The sequence below is a fragment of the Sphingomonas phyllosphaerae 5.2 genome (assembly GCF_000419605.1).
Taxonomy (GTDB): domain Bacteria; phylum Pseudomonadota; class Alphaproteobacteria; order Sphingomonadales; family Sphingomonadaceae; genus Sphingomonas; species Sphingomonas phyllosphaerae_B.
This window is the reverse complement of sequence record NZ_ATTI01000001.1, coordinates 1231162-1248455: the sequence shown is the minus strand read 5'-3', so window position 1 is coordinate 1248455 and position 17294 is coordinate 1231162. Positions and strand designations below refer to the sequence as shown.

Genomic DNA, 17294 nt, shown 5'->3' with positions numbered 1-17294 from the left:
GGGCCCGCTCGCGACGCGGCGGCTGAAGCCCGACCATGTCGCGCGCGGACGCAAGGTGAAGCGGCTCTAGAGGAGCGCGCGGATCTGGTCGACCAGCTTCAGCGGCTCGAATGGCTTGACGATCACCCCGACCGCGCCGGCCGCGCGAAGCACCGCCAGTTCGCGCTCGCGGCTGTGCGCGGTCATGAAGATCACCGGCAGCCGCGGCGCGATCGTGTGCAGCGCGGCGGCCAGTGTCGGGCCGTCCATGTCGGGCATCGACACGTCGAGCAATGCGGCGTCGGGCGGCGTGCCGACGCGCATCCGCGCCAGCGCCTCGTCTGCGGAGGCGACCGCATCCAGCGCGATCGCGGGATCGCGCGCGAGCGTCAGGGCGACGATCATGCGGATGTCCGCGTCGTCGTCGACGAACAACAGACGCAGCGGCCCGATCATACTTCCTCCTCGCGCGCCGCCAGCAACCGCCTGACCGTCTCGACCACGTCTGCCATGCCGTGGCGTCCCTTGGTGAGCACCACCGCCGCGCGCGCCGCCAGCACGGCCGGCACGTCCTGCCCCGACAGGATCACGATCGGCAGCGCGCGGCCGTCGCCATCGACCAGTTCGGGGATCAGTTCCGGCCCGTGGCCGTCGACGACCTGCATGTCGAGCAGCGCGAGCGACGGTGCGCCGCCGCGCAGCGCCGCACGCGCTGCGCTCAGGCTGGCGGCGGGCAGGATCGTCGCGACGCCCGCCAGCGCGACGGCGACCGTCTCGCGCAGGTCGGGATCGTCGTCGAGGTGGAGCACGACCGGCAGCGCCCCGTCGATTGCCGCGACGACGCCCGGCGGCTGGATCAGCGGCAGGTCGAACAGAAATTGCGTGCCGCCGCCGGCACGATCCTCAAACCAGATCGATCCGTCAAGCCGCCGCACGATCTCCCGCGAGATGGCAAGGCCCAGCCCGGTGCCATCCTGCCGCTGCGACTGGAAGCGACGGAACAGCCGCTGGCGCAGCGCGGCCGGCACACCCGGCCCGCGATCGGCCACGCTCACGACCGCGCGGCTCGCCGCGGCATACGTCGACAGGGTCACGTTCGCGCCACCCGGCGACGCATGGATCGCGTTCGACAGCAGGTTGGTGACCACCTGCAACAATCGCCCGCCATCGCCCAGCGCCATGACCGGGGTGTTCGCCGGCACGTTGCGCAGCCGGACGTCGCGGCTACGCGCCAGCCCCTCCGCATCCAGCGCCGCCTGCGCCACCACCGCGCGCACGTCGAGCGTGTCGCGCGCCATCGTCAGTTGCCCGGATTCGATCCGGTCGATGTCGAGCATGTCGTTGATCAGCCGGATCAGCCGCCGCGCATTATTGTCGGCGATGTCGATCAGCCGCTGCGCCTGCGGGGTCCAGTCGCTGCGCACGCCCGCGCGCAGCAATGCCAGCGATCCGACCACCGAGGTCAGCGGAGTGCGCAGTTCGTGGCTGACGGTCGAGATCAGTTCGTCCTTCGCGCGCTCGATCCGCGCACGCTCCGACGCATCGCGCAGCGACAGCACCAGATGGTCGCCATCGCGAACGCGCATCACCCCGATCGATACATCGACGATCACCGCGCTGCCGTCGCGGCGTCGTACCGCCTGATCGGGCAGGAAGCTGCGCACCAGCCGTCCGTCGCGCAGCCCGATCCGCGCGTGGAAGTCGCCGCTACCCTCCCCCAGCCGCAGCACCGTCGAAAGATCGCGATGCTCCAGTTCCGCCGCCGTATAGCCGAGCAGCGCGCAACCCGCGTCGTTGACCATCTCTACCGAGCCACTCGGGTTGACGATAAGCAGCGTGTCGGTGGTGCTCGCCAGGATCGCGGCGTTGCGTTCCGCGACGTCGTGCGCGACGCGTGCGGCCTCGTAACGCTCCCAGCGCGAACGCCAGAGTGCGATCATGATCGCCAGCAGCGCCATGCTCGACACCGCACCGGTCACGGTCAGCAGCCAATAGAATTCGTCACGATAATGCGCGAAGGCGGCGGAGCGTTCGGAGCTACGCGCCCGCTCCGTCACGCTGTCGTCCGCGACCGCGTCGCGCAGCTGGTCCATGATCCGCTTGCCGCGCCCTGACGCCACTTCCCGCCGCGCCGCCGCGATGTCGCCGGCACGGTAGAGCGCGATCGTCCGGTCCAGTTCCGCGAACTTGATGTCGATCAAACGCGCTGCGAGCGGCGACGCGACACCGGGCAAGGCACGCAGCCGCGTCGTCGTCGCCCGTGCCGGCGCATAGGGACCGAGGAAGGCGGGATCGCCGGTCAGGAGAAAGCCGCGTTGCGCGGTCTCCGCATCCTTCACGGCCGACAGCAACAGCATCTGCGAACGCTCCCGCAGCACGGAGCGCGCCGCCGCCTCCTGCGCCGCGACCGAACGGGTATATTCGGCGCCGGTCCAGCCGACCAGCACCGCCAGCACCAGGGGAGTGACCGCGGCCACCAGAACGAAGCGCCACCGCGACGGCGGCCGGGGGCGCTTCGCGACGGTCACGGCGCGTCGTGGTCCAGCAAGGGCCGCGCCGCCAGCAAGGCCTCGGCACGGTTGCTCACCCCTAGTTTGCGGAAGATCGCGGTCAGATGCGCCTTGATCGTCGCCTCCGTGACGGTCAGGTCGTGCGCGATCCGCTTGTTCGACCGGCCGTCGGCAAGCGCGAGCAGCACTGCACGCTGCGCAGGGGATAATTTGGCGAGCCGCGCGAGCAGATCGTCGAGCGCGGGTGCGTGCTCGTTGCCAGGCGGGAACACCCGCTCTCCTGCGTCGACGCGCCGCAGCCGCTCGGCGAGGTGATCGAGCGGCAGGCTCTTGAACAGGTATCCCGCCGCACCGATCGCACGCGCCGCCTCCACCAGCCGCGGCTCCTCGCTGGCGGTCACGAGTACGATCGGCGTTGTGGGCGCCTGCATCTGAAGCGTGAGCAGGCCGGAGAAACCGCGTGCGTCGGGCAAGTGATAATCGAGCAGGATCATCCGCAGCGTACTGTGCGCGGCGGCCGCAACGGCGTCGCTGATCGATCCGGCGGCCACGATCGAAACGCCCGGAAGCGCCGCACGCGCCGCCAGCGCCAGCCCCTCGCGGGTCAGCGGATGATCGTCGGCGACCAGCGCGCGGCCGCCCTGCTTTCGATCACTACTCTCTATCATATTGACTTGCTTGCATTAAACTTCTTGTCCACATTTCCAAAGTAGGGCGTTCGTGTCCATCTTTTTAATTTCGAGCAAGACGTCCTCGATGATGCGCAGGAGGCCAGCATGATCCTGATCGTGGCTCCGGAGGCGGAAGCCGTCGCAGCGGTGCTCGCGCTGCACGGCTGGGATTGCCGCATCGCCGCCGACGTGGGGACACACGCACGGGCGACCCCCGAGTTGGTGATTTGCTGCGTGGAGGGATCGGCTGGCGCACGCGTGGCATATCCACTGGTGCCGATCGTCGCCTTGGCCGATGCGGGCTGGATCGCCGCTGAGGAGGCCCAGGCGCGGGCTTGCGACGACGTGGTTGATCGTGCGCGCCTGCACGACGATCTCGCCCTGATCGTCGCGGACTGGATGCACGCCGAACGGCTGGCACTTCTGGACCGCCTCGCCGCCGCCTTCGGAGAAGCGAACATTGCGACGCTGCTCGATGGCTTAAAAAATACGCTTGAAGCCGCGTTGCGCGAAACGGACGATGCCATGCTCGCGGCGGATGCGCATCGGATCGCCGGCCTGGCGGGCACGCTCGGCTTCGCCCGGCTCGGGCGTCAGTGGCTGTGCGTGGCGCACGGCCAGCGTCCGATCACACCGGCTACCCGCCGCGCGACGGCACACGCACTCGCCACGATCGGGCTCATGAAGTAGCATCGACCGTGCGGCAAAGAGGCTGGTGTTGATCACGATCATCAGTTTAGTGGCCGACCGCGCCGATCGCCCGTGGAGGACTGCGGCGGCGTCGAACCATTGCCGGCCCCGACGCACGCGAGCGACCTGGCGGAGACGGTCGCCGTTCATGTCGAAAATGCCGGCACCTCAAAGTGCTACGCCAGTTCCGCTTCAGGCCGAACTCTTAACCGTTCCGTGCCATCTTACCCATGAGGCAGAACTGAGATGCAGATGGGAACACAGAGCTCGGTCGAGCGCGCGGGCAAGCCGACGGCGGAGCGGTACGAGCAGATGCTCGCCAGCTCCGCGACCGCTGCGATCTGCGCGGGCGCGGACAACCTGATCCTCTCCTGGAATACAGCAGCCGAACAGCTTTTCGGGTACAGCGCAGAAGAGGCGATCGGCAAACCGCTCTCGATCATCATCCCGGACAGGTTGCGCGCGGCGCACGACGCCGGGCTTGCCCGTGCGGTTCAATCGGGTCGCGCGCGCCTGGCGGGTCATTCGGTCGACATCCTCGCGCTTCATGCAAACGGCAGTGAGATCCCCGTCGATCTGTCGCTGTCGATGTGGTTCGAGGACCGTACGCCCATGTTCGGCGCGCTTCTGCGTGACTTCGCCGATCGGCATTCGGCGCGCGCCCGTCTTCAGCACCTCGCGAATTGCGACACACTCACGTCGCTGCCGAACCGTAATGCTCTGCACGAGTTGCTCGGCACGGAGTTAGACCGCGCGCCCTGCTCATTGATGCTGCTCGACTTGGACGGCTTCAAGCATGTCAACGACAGTCTCGGGCATTCGGTCGGCGATCAACTTCTCACCGCCGTCGGTGCGCGGCTAACCGCGTTGATCGGCGCCCCGGACTTCGTTGCGCGGCTCGGCGGCGACGAATTTGCCGTCTTCCTGTCGGATTGCGCTGACCCGTCGCGGCTGGATGATCTTGCACAAGGCATCCTCCGGGCCTTGCATCCGCCGTTCGATCTTGCGGGGCAATCGGTGTACATCGGAACCAGCATCGGCATCGCCATGGCGCCGAAGGACGCCTCGGGTGTGGAGCAACTGCTCTCCTGCGCTGACCTGGCGCTATACAGCGCGAAAAGCAGCGGCGGCGGCGCCCGTTCGTTCTTTGCGCGCGACATGCAAAGCAGGTCGGAGGCGAGGCATCGTCTTGGCTCCGAGCTGCGCGCGGCGCTTGCGAACGGTGAATTCGAATTATGGTACCAGCCGCAAGTGCGTCTCCACGACAAGGCACTTGCAGGCGTCGAGGCACTGCTTCGCTGGCGACATCCGCATCACGACCTGCTCGCTCCGCACGCTTTCATCGATGTGCTCGAGGAGAGCGCCATCGCGGAGGAGGTCGGAGATTGGATAATCGAACAGGCGTGCGCCACTGCAGCCGAATGGGAACGGGAAGGCCTGGGAACATTGCGGGTCGGCATCAACCTTTTCGCTGCCCAGTTGCGGTCCGGTCGGCTCTTCGACGTCGTGACCACCGCCCTGCAAAGGCACGCCATGGCGCCGGACAGGCTCGAAATCGAGATTACCGAAACCACTGTCCTGCGACATAGCCGACAATCCACGAAGGCTCTGAGGAGGCTGAAGGCCATCGGCGTCGGCATTGCATTCGACGATTTCGGAACCGGATTCGCTTCCTTGAGCCTTCTCCAGAAATATCCGCTCACCCGGCTGAAGATCGATCGCAGCTTTATTCAACGCATCGATCGTAAAGCCGGTGACGCAGCAATCGTCGGCGCGGTCGTCAGTATGGCGAAGACCTTCGAACTACAGGTCATCGCGGAGGGGGTGGAAACCGCCGAGCAGGAAGGTGCCGTGCTCCGCCTGGGTTGCGACGAGGCACAAGGGTTCCGTTATGGCCGACCCATGCCGGCAAACGAGATCGGGAAGATATTCCAGCTCAACCCGTAACCGGCGGGTCACCGCCAGCGACTGACGTCAAGATTACCGTTTGCAACGGAAACAGGCGCGTACTTGCCGAGTGGACCGGGCGAAATAGTAGCGGGCACGTCGGAATGCCCGCTACTGTCCGATCATCCCGGTTTAGTAGGTCAGCCGCGCCGTCACACTGATCCGGCGGTCGTTGAGCACCGCCGACTGCGGACGGCTGGCGACGCCGTAATAGGTCCGGTTCTCGGCATTGCTCAGGTTGGTCCCATCGACCGTGAGCGCGAAATGGGGGGCGATGGTATAAGTGATCGACGCGTCCAGCTGCCCGCGTGCATCGTTGAAGATCGGCAGGTTGCCGGAACCGTTGCCGCGGGTGGTCACGACATATTTCGACCGCCAGTTGTACGCGACACGCGCCGACAGCGGACCCTTGTCGTAGATTCCGACGAGGTTGTAGCTGTACTTGGAAAGCTGCTCCAGCGGCACGGACAGGCGGGCGCCCGACGTGTCCTCCGCATCCGGCGAGGGGGCCTCGCTATCGACGTAAGTGAAGTTCGCCTGCGTGCCGAAGCCCGACAGCCATCCCGGCAGGAAGTCGAAGAACGTATTGCCGCCGATCTCGACGCCCTTGATCCGGCCATTGTCGCCGTTGACCGGACGGCTGACCTGATAGGTCACGGTGTCGTTGCCGAACGTGTAGCTCTCATCGAAGACGCCGTTGGTGATGAAACCGTCGACCTTCTTGTAGAACGCGGCGGCGTACAGCGATCCGGTGCGCGAGAAGTAATATTCGAGGCTGGCGTCGAGCTGGTCGGCGGTCAGCGGGCGCAGGTTGGCGTTGCCCGACGAGGCGGTCGGGATGCCGTTGGTGGGCACGTTCTGGTTGATCGTGATGTTCTGGTTCAGCTGGTCGAACGCCGGCCGGGTCAGCGCCTTGGACCCCGCCAGCCGCAGCTGCACCTGATCCGTCAGATGGAACGTCAGGTTCAGGCTCGGCAGCACCTTGGTGTACGAGGAGTCGACCTCGACCGGCACGAACGTGACCGGGCCGTTGCCGAAGATCGGCAGGCCGGTGGTGGTGTCCACCCCGGTCTGGACCCGCGGCGATTCACCGCGGAACCCGGCCGAGCTGGTCTGGGTCTTGATCACGCGCACGCCCAGATTACCGTCGAAGGGCAGCACGAAGTCGGTCGTGCCGAAACGCGCCACGCCGTACGCGGTGTAGGTCGTCTCGCCCTGCACGTTCCGGTCGTTGGGGCCATAGCCGACGCCGTCCAGCAGCGCCTGACGCTGTGACGGGTCGACGTAATCGGCAAGCGCCGCGCGCGTCCGGTCATAGTCGAGCGTCACGCCGCGATTGAAGAAGATCGCGCCGTCCGGCACGCCCTGGAACCCACGATACAGGTTGCCGCGGAACGGCCGCAGCTCGAGCAGGCCCGGCGCGAGCGGCCGGTTCAGCCCGTAATAGGCATAGGTCGAGCTGTCGGTCGTCGCCGAGCGATCGGTGTAGCGCAGACCGACCGCCACCGACTTCAGGAAGCTGCCGTCGAACTTGTACTCGCCGTCCAGACGGGCGCTGTACTGATCGCCCACCGATCGGTCGATATGGTCGAGATAGCCTACCCCGCTGCCGTAATTGGCCGGATCGGTGATCAGCCCGTTGCCGTTGGCGGCGTTGCCGTCGGGCGTGATGAAGAAGGTCGGCGGACCATCTTCGGCGACCGAATGATAAAGCCGCTCCGCGGTCGACGCCAGGATCACGATCGACCGCTGGCCGTCGGTGGTGCCCTTGATATACTGCCCGTCGGCAGTGATCGTGGCGTTATCCGACGGGCGCCACTTCACGTTCAGCGAATAGTCGCTGGTGACCGAGCGACGGCTTTCGAGGCTCGTATTGGCGTTGACCGGCACGTCGACGAACGTGCCGCTGCGGAAATTGCCTTCCGAGTCATAGGTGAAGGGCTGCGTATAGTCCGGGATGATCGGGTTCAGCCCGGTGTAGGCGAAGAAGCTGTAGTCGCCGTACCGGAACTTGTAGTCCGAGCGGATATACTCGGCGGTGACCTCGACCGTGTCGGTCGGGCGCCACTGTACCGCGGCATCGACGCCCAGGCGGCGACGATCACCGAGATACTGGCCGATCCCGACGCCATGGGCCAGGTAGGTCGGCGTGCCGAGCCGGTTCAGCCCCGTCGCGACCTGCCGGTCCGATGCATTGACCGGCGTTCCGTCAGCGTTCAGCCCGTCCTGCAGCAGGAACATCGGCTGGCTGGAAACCTGGTCCTGCCGGAAGGCGGTTTGCTGATACGCCAGGTCGACCATGACGCCGATCTCGCCGATGCCGGTGTTCCAGCGATCCGACACCAGCAGGTTCGCCTGCGGCTTGGTGGTATCGTACAGGTCGTAGTAATTGCTGCTGCCGCTGGCCGACAGGCGGAACCCGTCGAAGTCGAACGGCTTGCGGGTGCGCAGGTTGATCAGGCCGCCGATGCCGCCCTCGATCAGGTTCGCCGACGGGTTCTTGTACACGTCGATCCCGGCCAGCAGTTCGGACGGGACGTCCTCCAGGCTGAGGGTGCGACCGTTGTTGGCCGTGAAGATGTCGCGGCCGTTGATCTCGGTACGGACCTGGCTCAAGCCGCGGATCGCCACCGAACTGCCTTCGCCGAAGCTGCGCTGGATCTGCACGCCGGTGATCCGCTGCAACGCCTCGGCGACGTTGCGATCGGGCAGCTTGCCGATGTCCTCTGCGACGATCGAATCGACGATCTGGTCGGCGTTGCGCTTGATGGCCTGCGCACTGGACAGGCTGGCGCGCGTACCGGTGACGACGATCTCTTCCGCACCGGCATTGCCGCCGTCGGACTGATCGTCGGTGGTGCGCTGATCGCCGCTCGGTGAAACGGTGCCGCTCTGCGGTGCATCGTCGGCGGGCGTCTGCGCCCAGGCCGGCACGGCACTGCCGAGCAACAATGCGATGGCAGACGCCCCTGCGTGCCACCGACGGCGTGGATGTCGCGTTGCGATCGTGTTCAGCATGTCCGTTCCCCTCCTGGTCGAGCCGCCCTTGTTCAGGCCTGAACGGGCTGTGATATATAAAAGAAGATTTTACCAGCGCTTTTTGGTAGCGTTATCCGTAAGATGCGACGATCGTGCCGTACAGGTACAGCGGAGGGGGCGAGCATGAGGAGCGGATCGGGTGGCAAGCTTCGTCCGCGGCGTGTGCGACGCGTCGGTTTGATCGCCTGCGCAGCGGCAATCCTGGCATTCCCCACGTTTTCCGCCCTCGCGGCGCCTGCGGCATATCAAAGCTCGCCGACCCGCCGCGTCGTCGCCGAGCGCGACTGGGGCCCGTGGCTCGGCCCCTTCCGTGACAAGTTGGTCCCCAGCCTGATGCACGATTTCGGGGAGCGCTACCTTTACCAAGCGGCCAATCGCCTGCTGCCGCCGCCGCGCCATGACGAACGGCGGGTGGTCTTTATCGGCGATTCCATCACCGATCGCTGGAACCTGGCCGAAAGCTTCCCCGGCCGCCCCTATGTCAACCGCGGCGTCGGCAGCCAGGTGACCGCGCAGATGCTGCTGCGCTTCCATCAGGACGTGATCGCCCTGCGTCCAGCGGTGGTGGTGATCCTTGCCGGCGTGAACGACGTGCAGGGATTTCTGCAGGAGGAAACGCCGGAGCAGATCGAGAGCAATTGGGAGGCGATGGCCGACCTCGCCGACGCGCACGGAATCAAGGTGGTGTTCGGGTCGCTGCTGCCGGTCAACGATTACACCCCCAACGCCCGCGACGTCGTCAGGGAGCGTAACCCGGCGACGCTGCGCGCACTGAACGCGTGGTTGCACGGCTTCTGCGCACGGCGCGGCTATCGCTATGCCGATTATCACGCCGCGCTGGTGGACAGGCGCGGCCTGCTCGACGCCCGCTACACCGATGACGGCGTCCACCCGCTCTTGGTCGGCTATACGCGCATGGCCCCCATCGCGGCGCGGGCGATCGCCGCCGCGCTGGCCACCCCGCTCCGACACGGAAGGAAGCATTGACGATGCGCAGCCCTTTGATCCTCGCTCCCCTGATCCTTGCCCCGCTGCTGTTCGCTGCGGGAGCCGCCGGCGCACAGACGCGCGTGCCCGGCGATCCCTATGCCGACGATCCGTCCGGGATCGTTGCCCAGCCCTGCCCCGCCCATCCCAAGCCGGCCGATGGCGCGGCCTGGCAGATGTGGAACCTGCACATGCTGACCCGCGACCATGGCCAGCTATGCCGCTACGCAGCAGCGAATGCGCAGGTGCAGCGGCCCGTGCGCGTCGTCTTCATGGGCGATTCCATCACCGACAACTGGATCGGTGCGGATCCGTCGCTGTTCACCGACGGGCTGGTCGATCGCGGGATCAGCGGGCAGACCACGTCGCAGATGTTGCTGCGTTTCCGTCAGGACGTGATCGCGCTCCGCCCCCGCGCCGTTCACATCATGGCCGGGACCAACGATATCGCGGGCAATACCGGCGCGGCCACGATGGCGACCGTGCAAGGGCACATCCAGACCATGGCGGAACTCGCCCGCGCGCACGGGATCAGGGTCATCCTAGCCTCGATCCCGCCCGCCGGCGCGTTTCCGTGGAACCCGGAGAAGCGCCCCGTGCCGCAGATCGCTGCGATGAACGCGTGGCTACGCGAATATGCGCGCGCCAACGGCTTCACCTACGTCGATTATCACCGTGCGATGGCGACGGAACAGGGCGCGATGAAGCCGGGTCTCGCCACCGACGGCGTGCATCCGACGCCGGAAGGCTATGCCGTGATGCGTCCACTCGCACTTGCCGCGATCGAGCGCGCCTTGCGCAGCCGCTGACGCGCCGCCGCGCCGCGATGCGGTGGACACGCCTGACATGACGAATGCGGCGAAGGCCGCCAAGAGGGAACATCGAAGCATGGACGTTACACGGCGATCCGTCCTCCACGCCGGCGTGGCCACTGCCGCGGCAGCCGCGGTGCCCGGTGGCGCCGGGGTCCCGGCGCGTTCGGCGGACCTGCGGCCCGTCAGGGTCGATCCACCGCCGCGGTTCGGGGCCGACTGGGGGTCGCTCACCAGCGGATATAGCGCGCCCGACTGGTTCCGCGACGCCAAGTTCGGGATCTGGGCGCATTGGGGCGCGGCCTCCGTCCCCGCGGCGGGCGACGATTGGTACGCGCGCGACATGTACCTGCAAGGTCACCCCTCGTACGAGCATCACCTCAAGCATTACGGCCACCCCGCCGACAGCGGTTTCATGGAAATCCAGAACCGTTGGCGCGCCGAGCGATGGGACCCGGCCGGGCTGCTGGATCTCTACAAGCGCGCCGGCGCGCGCTATTTCATGGCGGTCGCCAACCACCACGACAATTTCGACTGCTACGCATCGTCGCATCATGCGTGGAACTCGACGCGGGTCGGCCCGAAACGCGACATCGTCGGCACCTGGGCGAAGCTCGCCCGCGAGCGTGGACTTCGGTTTGCGGTGTCCAACCATTCGGGCCACGCCTGGCACTGGAACCAGGTCGCGTATGGCTATGACCTGCAAGGCCCGCGTCGGGGTCAGCGCTACGACGCCGCCCGGCTGACCCGGGCGGACGGACGCGGCCGCTGGTGGGAGGGGCTCGACCCACAGGAGCTGTACACCGGCCGCAGCATGGCCATGCCCGACGGGATCGCGTCGATCGCGGAAGCGAATGCGTGGCATGCCGCCACCGACGGGCTGTGGGACGAGGGCGCGCCGCACGACCCGGCCTTCGTGCAACGGTGGACGCTTCGCTGCCGGGAATTGATCGACAAATACAGGCCCGACATGCTCTATTTCGACAACCACGATCTCCCGCTCGGGCAGGCCGGTCTCGACATGGCGGCCTATTTCTACAACCGGAACATGGCGTGGCATGACGGCCGGCTGGAGGGCGTGGTCACCGCCAAGGAGACCCCGCCGCAGCGGCGGATGGGATTGGTCGACGTCGTCGAGCGCGGGCAGAAAGGCTATATCGACCGCTTCCCGTGGCAGACGGAGACGTGCCTGGGGAACTGGTTCTACGGCGAACAATATTACCGCGAAAACCGCTACAAGACGCCGGCCAAGGTCTTGCACACGCTGTGCGACGTCGTCTCGAAGAACGGCAACCTCATGCTCAGCGTTCCACTCCGCGGCGACGGGACGATCGACGACCGCGAACGCCAGATCGTCGAAGAGATTGCCACGTGGATGCAACGGTTTGGTGACGCGATTTACGGAACACGCCCGTGGCGTCTGCACGGAGAGGGCTCCAGCACCGGGTCGGGAGGCGCGTTCTCCGAAGGCGGCCAGGACAGCAGCTATACGGCGAAGGATATCCGCTACGTAACTCGCAGTGGCGCGTTGCATGCGCTGGTGCTGGGCTGGCCCGCGGATGGTGCCGTCCGGCTGTCGCTGCTGGGCAGCGACAATCCGGTGGGAAGGGGCGAGGTCAGCAAGGTGACGTTCCCGGGAAGCACCACCCCCCTCCCCTTCACCCGTTCCGGCCAGGAACTCGTGGTCCGGCTGCCCGACGACCTGCGAAACCGCATCGGGCTCGCGCTGATCATCGAGGGCGACGGCCTGACGACATGAGCTTGATGATCGGCATGTCGCGCGAACGTATCCGCCGGCAATGTCGTGTCCCGCGCCGTTACGACCCATGCTGCCCGGGAACGACAATATCCGCAAGGCGATGGTCGCCCGGTCGGAACGACACCACCCCGGCAATCGTCCTGCTTCCGTCGTTCCCAGCAGGGCAGCAAGCGTGGCAGACAAAAGGGTAGCGAAGCGGGTCGTCATCACCGGCGCATCCAGTGGAATAGGTGCGGCGACCGCGCTGGCGTTCGCGCGCAACGGCGCCCGGCTGGTGCTCGGCGCACGTGGGCGCGCGGGGCTCGACGACATCGCGGAGCGCTGCCGCGCGGCCGGCGGCGAGGCGCACGTGCGGATCGTCGACGTGACGGACGCCGGCGCGGTGGCGCAACTCGCCGCCGAAGCTCGCGACACGTTGGGCGGGATCGACCTCTGGTTCAGCAACGTCGGCGTCGGCGTCGTCGGGCGCTACGAGGACGTGCCGATCGCGGATCACGCGCACGTGGTCGCCGCCAACCTCATCGGCCACATGAACGATGCACATGCGGTGCTGCCGATCTTCCTCGCGCAGGATCATGGCACCTTCGTCAACATGATCTCGGTCGGTGGGTTCGTCGCGACGCCCTATGCGGCGGCCTATTCGGCCAGCAAGTTCGGACTGCGCGGGTTCAGCGAAGCGTTGCGCGGCGAATTGTCCAAGCATCCGGGCATCCACGTCTGCGACGTCTACCCGACCTTCGTCGATACGCCCGGCATCGACCATGCAGCGAACTACACCGGCGCGAAGCTGTCGCTTCCCCCCGGCTCGTTAGCCCCTGAATCGGTGGCGAAGGCGATCGTCCGGCTTGCCGACCGTCCCCGCAACACCACCGTCGTCGGTGCTCCGGCGATCGCGCTGAAACTCAGCCATTTCGTCGTCCCCAATCTTTCGGCGGCGATGATGAACGGGTTCATGGGCCGCTGGAGCGACAAGGCCGAGCGCGGCGAGGATGGAAGTGGCGCGCTGTTCGCCCCGCCTGCCGGCCCGAGCGGCATCGAAGGCGGCCGTCGTCACCCCGAGCGACGCCGCAAGGCGGCGGCGCTGGGCGTCGCCGCCGGGCTGGCCACCGTCGGTGCGCTCCTGTGGCGGCGCAAATAGCCGGGCCGTCGACAGCGCCAGACACGTGCTACATCGTCGTACATGCGCATCAGGCGCGCAGATGCGCCAACGTGGAGTATCGACGGTGAATGTCTTTCTCGACTTCGAGGCCTCGTCGCTGGCCGACCGGAGCTACCCGATCGAGGTCGCCTGGGTGTTCGAGGATGGCCGTTCCGAGAGCCACCTGATCGCACCGGCACCCGCCTGGACCGACTGGGACGAAGAGTCGGAGCGTATCCACGGCATCACGCGCGAGACCTTGGTTCGCGACGGGGCGGCGCACGACGCCGTCGCCGCCCGTATGATCGCGGCCTTGTCCGACCACGCGCTCTTTGCCAGCGCCCCGTCGTGGGACGGCAAGTGGCTCAGCGCGCTGCTGCGTGCCGCCGGCTTGCCCCGCCACGCGCTGCGCCTGCAGGACACGGACGTGGCGTTGCGCGACACCGCAATCTCGATCCTGCGCGATGTCGTTCCGGCGGACCGCCTGGCGGTTACCGTCCACGATCTCGTCGCGAGCGCCAACGCGACGAAAAGCGCCGCCCCGGCACATCGCGCCCTCGCGGATGCGGCGGCGGAGCGCGACCTCTGGCGAAAGCTGCGCGAGGACGCCCTGTCCTACGCCGCCGCCGCGGCACGCACGTGAACCTTCCTCGCATCCGCATACACGCCGCGCTTCTGCTCGGCTCGCTCGCCGCAGCCTGCTCGCCGCTGACCACCTTCGATGCGCTGGTGCCGAAGGACCGCGGCGGCATCCGCGTCGCGAAGGACGTGGCCTACGGCCCCGACCCGCGCCAGCGCCTCGATGTGTACGCGCCCCGCGCGGCATCGCAGCGGCCGCGGCCGGTGGTCGTGTTCTTCTACGGCGGCAGTTGGAACAGCGGTACGCGCGCCGGCTATGCCTTCGTCGGCCGCGCGCTGGCCGCGCAGGGCTTCGTAGCGATCGTACCGGATTACCGGCTGGTTCCCGCCGTCCACTATCCCGCTTTCGTCGAGGACGGTGCAGCGGCGGTGCGATGGACAGTCACGCATGCCGGCGACCACGGGGGCGATCGCGGAACGGTGGTGCTGATGGGCCATTCCGCGGGCGCCTATATCGCAGCGATGCTCGCAGTGGACCCGCGATGGCTTGGGGAAAGCCGCGCCGCGGTGAAGGGCCTGGTCGGGCTTGCGGGACCGTACGACTTCGCCCCCTTCGATGTGGACGCGAGCCGCGCGGCGTTCGGTCGCTCGCCCGATCCGGCGGAAACGCAGCCGGTGACCTGGGCTGGCGTCGGCGACCCACCGGCATTGCTGCTCTACGGCAACAAGGACACGCTCGTCCGGCCGCGCAACAGTCAGGCGCTCGCGGCCAGGCTGCGCACGGGCGGCGTCCCCGTGGACCTGCGCGCCTATGCCGGCCTCGGCCACATCGGCATCCTTCTCGCCCTCGCCCGGCCGTTCCGTGGGCGCGCGCCGGTGCTGGAGGATGTCTCGACCTTCGTCCGACGCGTTGCGGATGCAAACCAGCCGGCAGGGGCCGCCAGACCTTGATTGAAACGCCCGGCGCGTTGTGCGTTGGACCATTCGAAAAGGAGCTGCCATGCCGTTTGATCCTCCATATGTCGCTTCGCCCCACCGATACGATGCCGGTATGCCGTACCGGCGCACCGGCCGTAGCGGGCTCAGGCTGCCCGCCATCAGCCTCGGGCTGTGGCAGAATTTCGGTGGAAGCGATGTCTTCGAAACAGGGCGCGCGATCCTGCGCCGCGCATTCGACCGCGGCGTCACCCACTTCGATCTCGCCAACAATTATGGCCCGCCGTACGGGTCGGCCGAGGAAAACTTCGGTCGCGTGCTCGCGGCCGATTTCAAGACGCATCGTGACGAGCTTATCATCTCGACGAAGGCGGGTTGGGACATGTGGCCCGGTCCTTACGGTGATATCGGCTCGTCGAAGAAGTATCTGATCGCCAGTTGCGACCAGAGCCTGAAGCGGATGGGCGTCGATTATGTCGACATCTTCTATTCGCACCGTGTCGACCCGACGACCCCGCTCGAGGAGACGATGGGTGCGCTGGTGCAGCTCCACCGGCAGGGCAAGGCTTTGTACGTCGGCATCTCCTCCTACGAACCCGGTTTGACCCGCAAGGCGGCGCAGATCCTCGCCGATGAAAAGGTGCCGCTGTTCATTCACCAGCCCAGCTATTCGATCCTCAACCGCTGGATCGAACGCGAGCTGCTGAACACGCTGGAGGATCTCGGAACCGGCTGCATCGCCTTCTCGCCACTTGCGCAGGGGATGCTGACCGACAAGTATCTGACCGGCGTTCCGCAGGACGCGCGCGCCAACCGCGGCGGATCGCTCTCGCAGACCTTGCTGACGGAGCAGAATCTCGCGGCCATCCGCGCATTGAACGACATCGCGGCGGCCCGTGGGCAGACGTTGGCGCAAATGTCGATCGCCTGGGTATTGCGCGACCCACGCGTCACGTCGGCGCTGATCGGCGCGCGCACGGTCGACCAACTCGACGATTCGCTCGACTCGGTGAAGACGCTGGACTTCTCCGCCGAAGAGCTTGCCGCCATCGACAAGGCGGCCGAAGACGGCGGGATCAATCTCTGGGCGGAATCCTCCGATATCGTCACACTGCCTTCTGTGCAGGGTATCTCGGCTTCATAATCCAGCGGGTTGTCCCGCTGTTCTATTTGCGGGTCGGGCGGAAGGAAGAGCGTGAGCGGCGTACGACACCGCTCACGCTCGACCGTCGTCGACATGCGCCTCGCCGTGGATGGCAACCGCAGGCGTCGAACGCCGCTCGTCAGCCGTCGCGCGTGATCCCGCGGTGGGCCGACCGATCACCACGCAGCCCGGTGTGGCGATCGGCGCGTTTCTCACATCAAGGTGTCGATCACCCCGCCATCGACGCGTACAGCCGCACCCGTCGTCGCGGATGCCAGCGGCGACGCGAGATAGACCACCATGTTGGCGACCTCCTCGACGGTCGCGGCGCGGCGAATGATCGAGCTGGAGCGGTGTTCCTGCACGAATGCTGCGGCGACTTCTTCGATCGGCTTGCCCGACTTCGCGCGTTCCGCTTCCAGCATCGCCTCGACGCCTTCCGACAGCGTCGGTCCGGGCAGCACGGAGTTCACCGTCACGCCGGTGCCGGCCATGCGCTTGGCGAGGCCGCGGGCGAGCGCCACGTCGGCGGTCTTGCTGACGCCGTAGTGGATCATCTCGACCGGGATGTTGAACGCCGATTCCGACGCCAGGAACAGCAGCCGGCCCCAGCCCTTCGCTTCCATCTCAGGAAGATAGGCGCGCGCGAGCCGGACGCCGGCCATCACGTTGACCTGCCAGTGCCGGTCCCACGTCGCGTCGTCGGTGTCGAAGAAGTCGGCGGGCTGGAAGATACCGAGATTGCTGACGACGATATCCGCGTCCGGAACGGCGGAGACGAGTTGCTCATGCCCGTCCACGGCGGCGAGATCCGCCGCCACGCCGCGTGCGCTGCCGCCGATGCGTGCGACGGCAGCATCCACCTTCGCCTGCGTGCGGCCGTTGACGATCACGCGCGCGCCGGCGTTCGCCAGGCCCTGCGCGATGCCGAAGCCGATGCCCTCGGTCGATCCGGTGACGAGCGCGGTCTTGCCGCTGAGGTCGATATTCATGTGGTCGCTCCTTTGATCCGGTCGGTGAGCGAAACGGCGGCAGGCATCTTCCGGTTGCCGGCCTCGCCGGGCAGAGATGATCGAACAGGTGCCCGCGTCAAACGCGCACAG

At 66.9% G+C, this 17294-nt stretch carries 14 protein-coding genes; 9 read left to right on the top strand and 5 right to left on the bottom strand.

The features are described 5' to 3' along the window. Nucleotides 1-66 precede the first annotated feature (66 nt). From SPHPHY_RS0105730 to SPHPHY_RS0105720, 3 genes are read right to left on the bottom strand one after another with little or no spacing between them, the layout of a single operon-like run. Entirely contained in the window at nucleotides 67-435 is a 369-nt protein-coding gene (locus SPHPHY_RS0105730) for a response regulator (RefSeq protein ID WP_022685747.1), read from the bottom strand. After that, on the bottom strand, nucleotides 432-2507 hold the full coding sequence (locus SPHPHY_RS0105725; RefSeq protein ID WP_022685746.1) for an ATP-binding protein: 2076 nt from the start codon (nucleotides 2505-2507) through the stop codon (nucleotides 432-434). The genes SPHPHY_RS0105730 and SPHPHY_RS0105725 overlap by 4 nt, the downstream gene beginning before the upstream one ends. After that, nucleotides 2504-3157 (bottom strand): response regulator, encoded by a 654-nt coding sequence (locus SPHPHY_RS0105720; RefSeq protein ID WP_022685745.1) that lies wholly within the window; start codon nucleotides 3155-3157, stop codon nucleotides 2504-2506. The genes SPHPHY_RS0105725 and SPHPHY_RS0105720 overlap by 4 nt, the downstream gene beginning before the upstream one ends. A gap of 108 nt (nucleotides 3158-3265) precedes the next feature. Between SPHPHY_RS0105720 and SPHPHY_RS20895 the strand changes: the two genes are divergently transcribed. Next, nucleotides 3266-3850: a hypothetical protein gene (locus tag SPHPHY_RS20895; RefSeq protein ID WP_022685744.1), complete on the top strand. Its 585-nt coding sequence runs from the start codon at nucleotides 3266-3268 to the stop codon at nucleotides 3848-3850. 246 nt (nucleotides 3851-4096) lie between these two features. Continuing rightward, nucleotides 4097-5797: a putative bifunctional diguanylate cyclase/phosphodiesterase gene (locus tag SPHPHY_RS19460; protein WP_022685743.1), complete on the top strand. Its 1701-nt coding sequence runs from the start codon at nucleotides 4097-4099 to the stop codon at nucleotides 5795-5797. Between the two features lie 132 nt (nucleotides 5798-5929). Here the strand turns inward: SPHPHY_RS19460 and SPHPHY_RS19455 are convergent, their stop codons facing one another. Further along, entirely contained in the window at nucleotides 5930-8815 is a 2886-nt protein-coding gene (locus SPHPHY_RS19455) for a TonB-dependent receptor (RefSeq protein WP_051148280.1), read from the bottom strand. A gap of 144 nt (nucleotides 8816-8959) precedes the next feature. On the opposite strand from SPHPHY_RS19455, the gene SPHPHY_RS0105700 reads away from it, so the two are divergent. From SPHPHY_RS0105700 to mgrA, 7 genes are all read left to right on the top strand, one after another. Further along, complete coding sequence (locus SPHPHY_RS0105700) at nucleotides 8960-9823, top strand: GDSL-type esterase/lipase family protein (protein ID WP_022685741.1); 864 nt, start codon at nucleotides 8960-8962, stop codon at nucleotides 9821-9823. 2 nt (nucleotides 9824-9825) lie between these two features. Continuing rightward, nucleotides 9826-10632: an SGNH/GDSL hydrolase family protein gene (locus SPHPHY_RS0105695; RefSeq protein ID WP_022685740.1), complete on the top strand. Its 807-nt coding sequence runs from the start codon at nucleotides 9826-9828 to the stop codon at nucleotides 10630-10632. 79 nt (nucleotides 10633-10711) lie between these two features. Continuing rightward, nucleotides 10712-12394: an alpha-L-fucosidase gene (locus SPHPHY_RS0105690; protein WP_022685739.1), complete on the top strand. Its 1683-nt coding sequence runs from the start codon at nucleotides 10712-10714 to the stop codon at nucleotides 12392-12394. 172 nt (nucleotides 12395-12566) lie between these two features. Then, nucleotides 12567-13532, top strand: a complete 966-nt coding sequence (locus SPHPHY_RS0105685; RefSeq protein WP_022685738.1) for an SDR family oxidoreductase — start codon at nucleotides 12567-12569, stop codon at nucleotides 13530-13532. A gap of 85 nt (nucleotides 13533-13617) precedes the next feature. Further along, nucleotides 13618-14175, top strand: coding sequence for a transcriptional regulator (locus SPHPHY_RS0105680; protein ID WP_022685737.1), 558 nt, complete (start codon nucleotides 13618-13620; stop codon nucleotides 14173-14175). Then, nucleotides 14172-15062, top strand: coding sequence for an alpha/beta hydrolase (locus tag SPHPHY_RS0105675; protein WP_022685736.1), 891 nt, complete (start codon nucleotides 14172-14174; stop codon nucleotides 15060-15062). The genes SPHPHY_RS0105680 and SPHPHY_RS0105675 overlap by 4 nt, the downstream gene beginning before the upstream one ends. Nucleotides 15063-15111: 49 nt before the next feature. Then, nucleotides 15112-16191, top strand: a complete 1080-nt coding sequence (gene mgrA, locus SPHPHY_RS0105670; RefSeq protein ID WP_028056531.1) for an L-glyceraldehyde 3-phosphate reductase — start codon at nucleotides 15112-15114, stop codon at nucleotides 16189-16191. Nucleotides 16192-16403: 212 nt separating this feature from the next. Here the strand turns inward: mgrA and SPHPHY_RS0105665 are convergent, their stop codons facing one another. Next, a complete protein-coding gene (locus tag SPHPHY_RS0105665) occupies nucleotides 16404-17183 on the bottom strand; it encodes an SDR family NAD(P)-dependent oxidoreductase (RefSeq protein ID WP_022685734.1) in 780 nt (259 codons plus the stop codon). Nucleotides 17184-17294 lie beyond the last annotated feature (111 nt).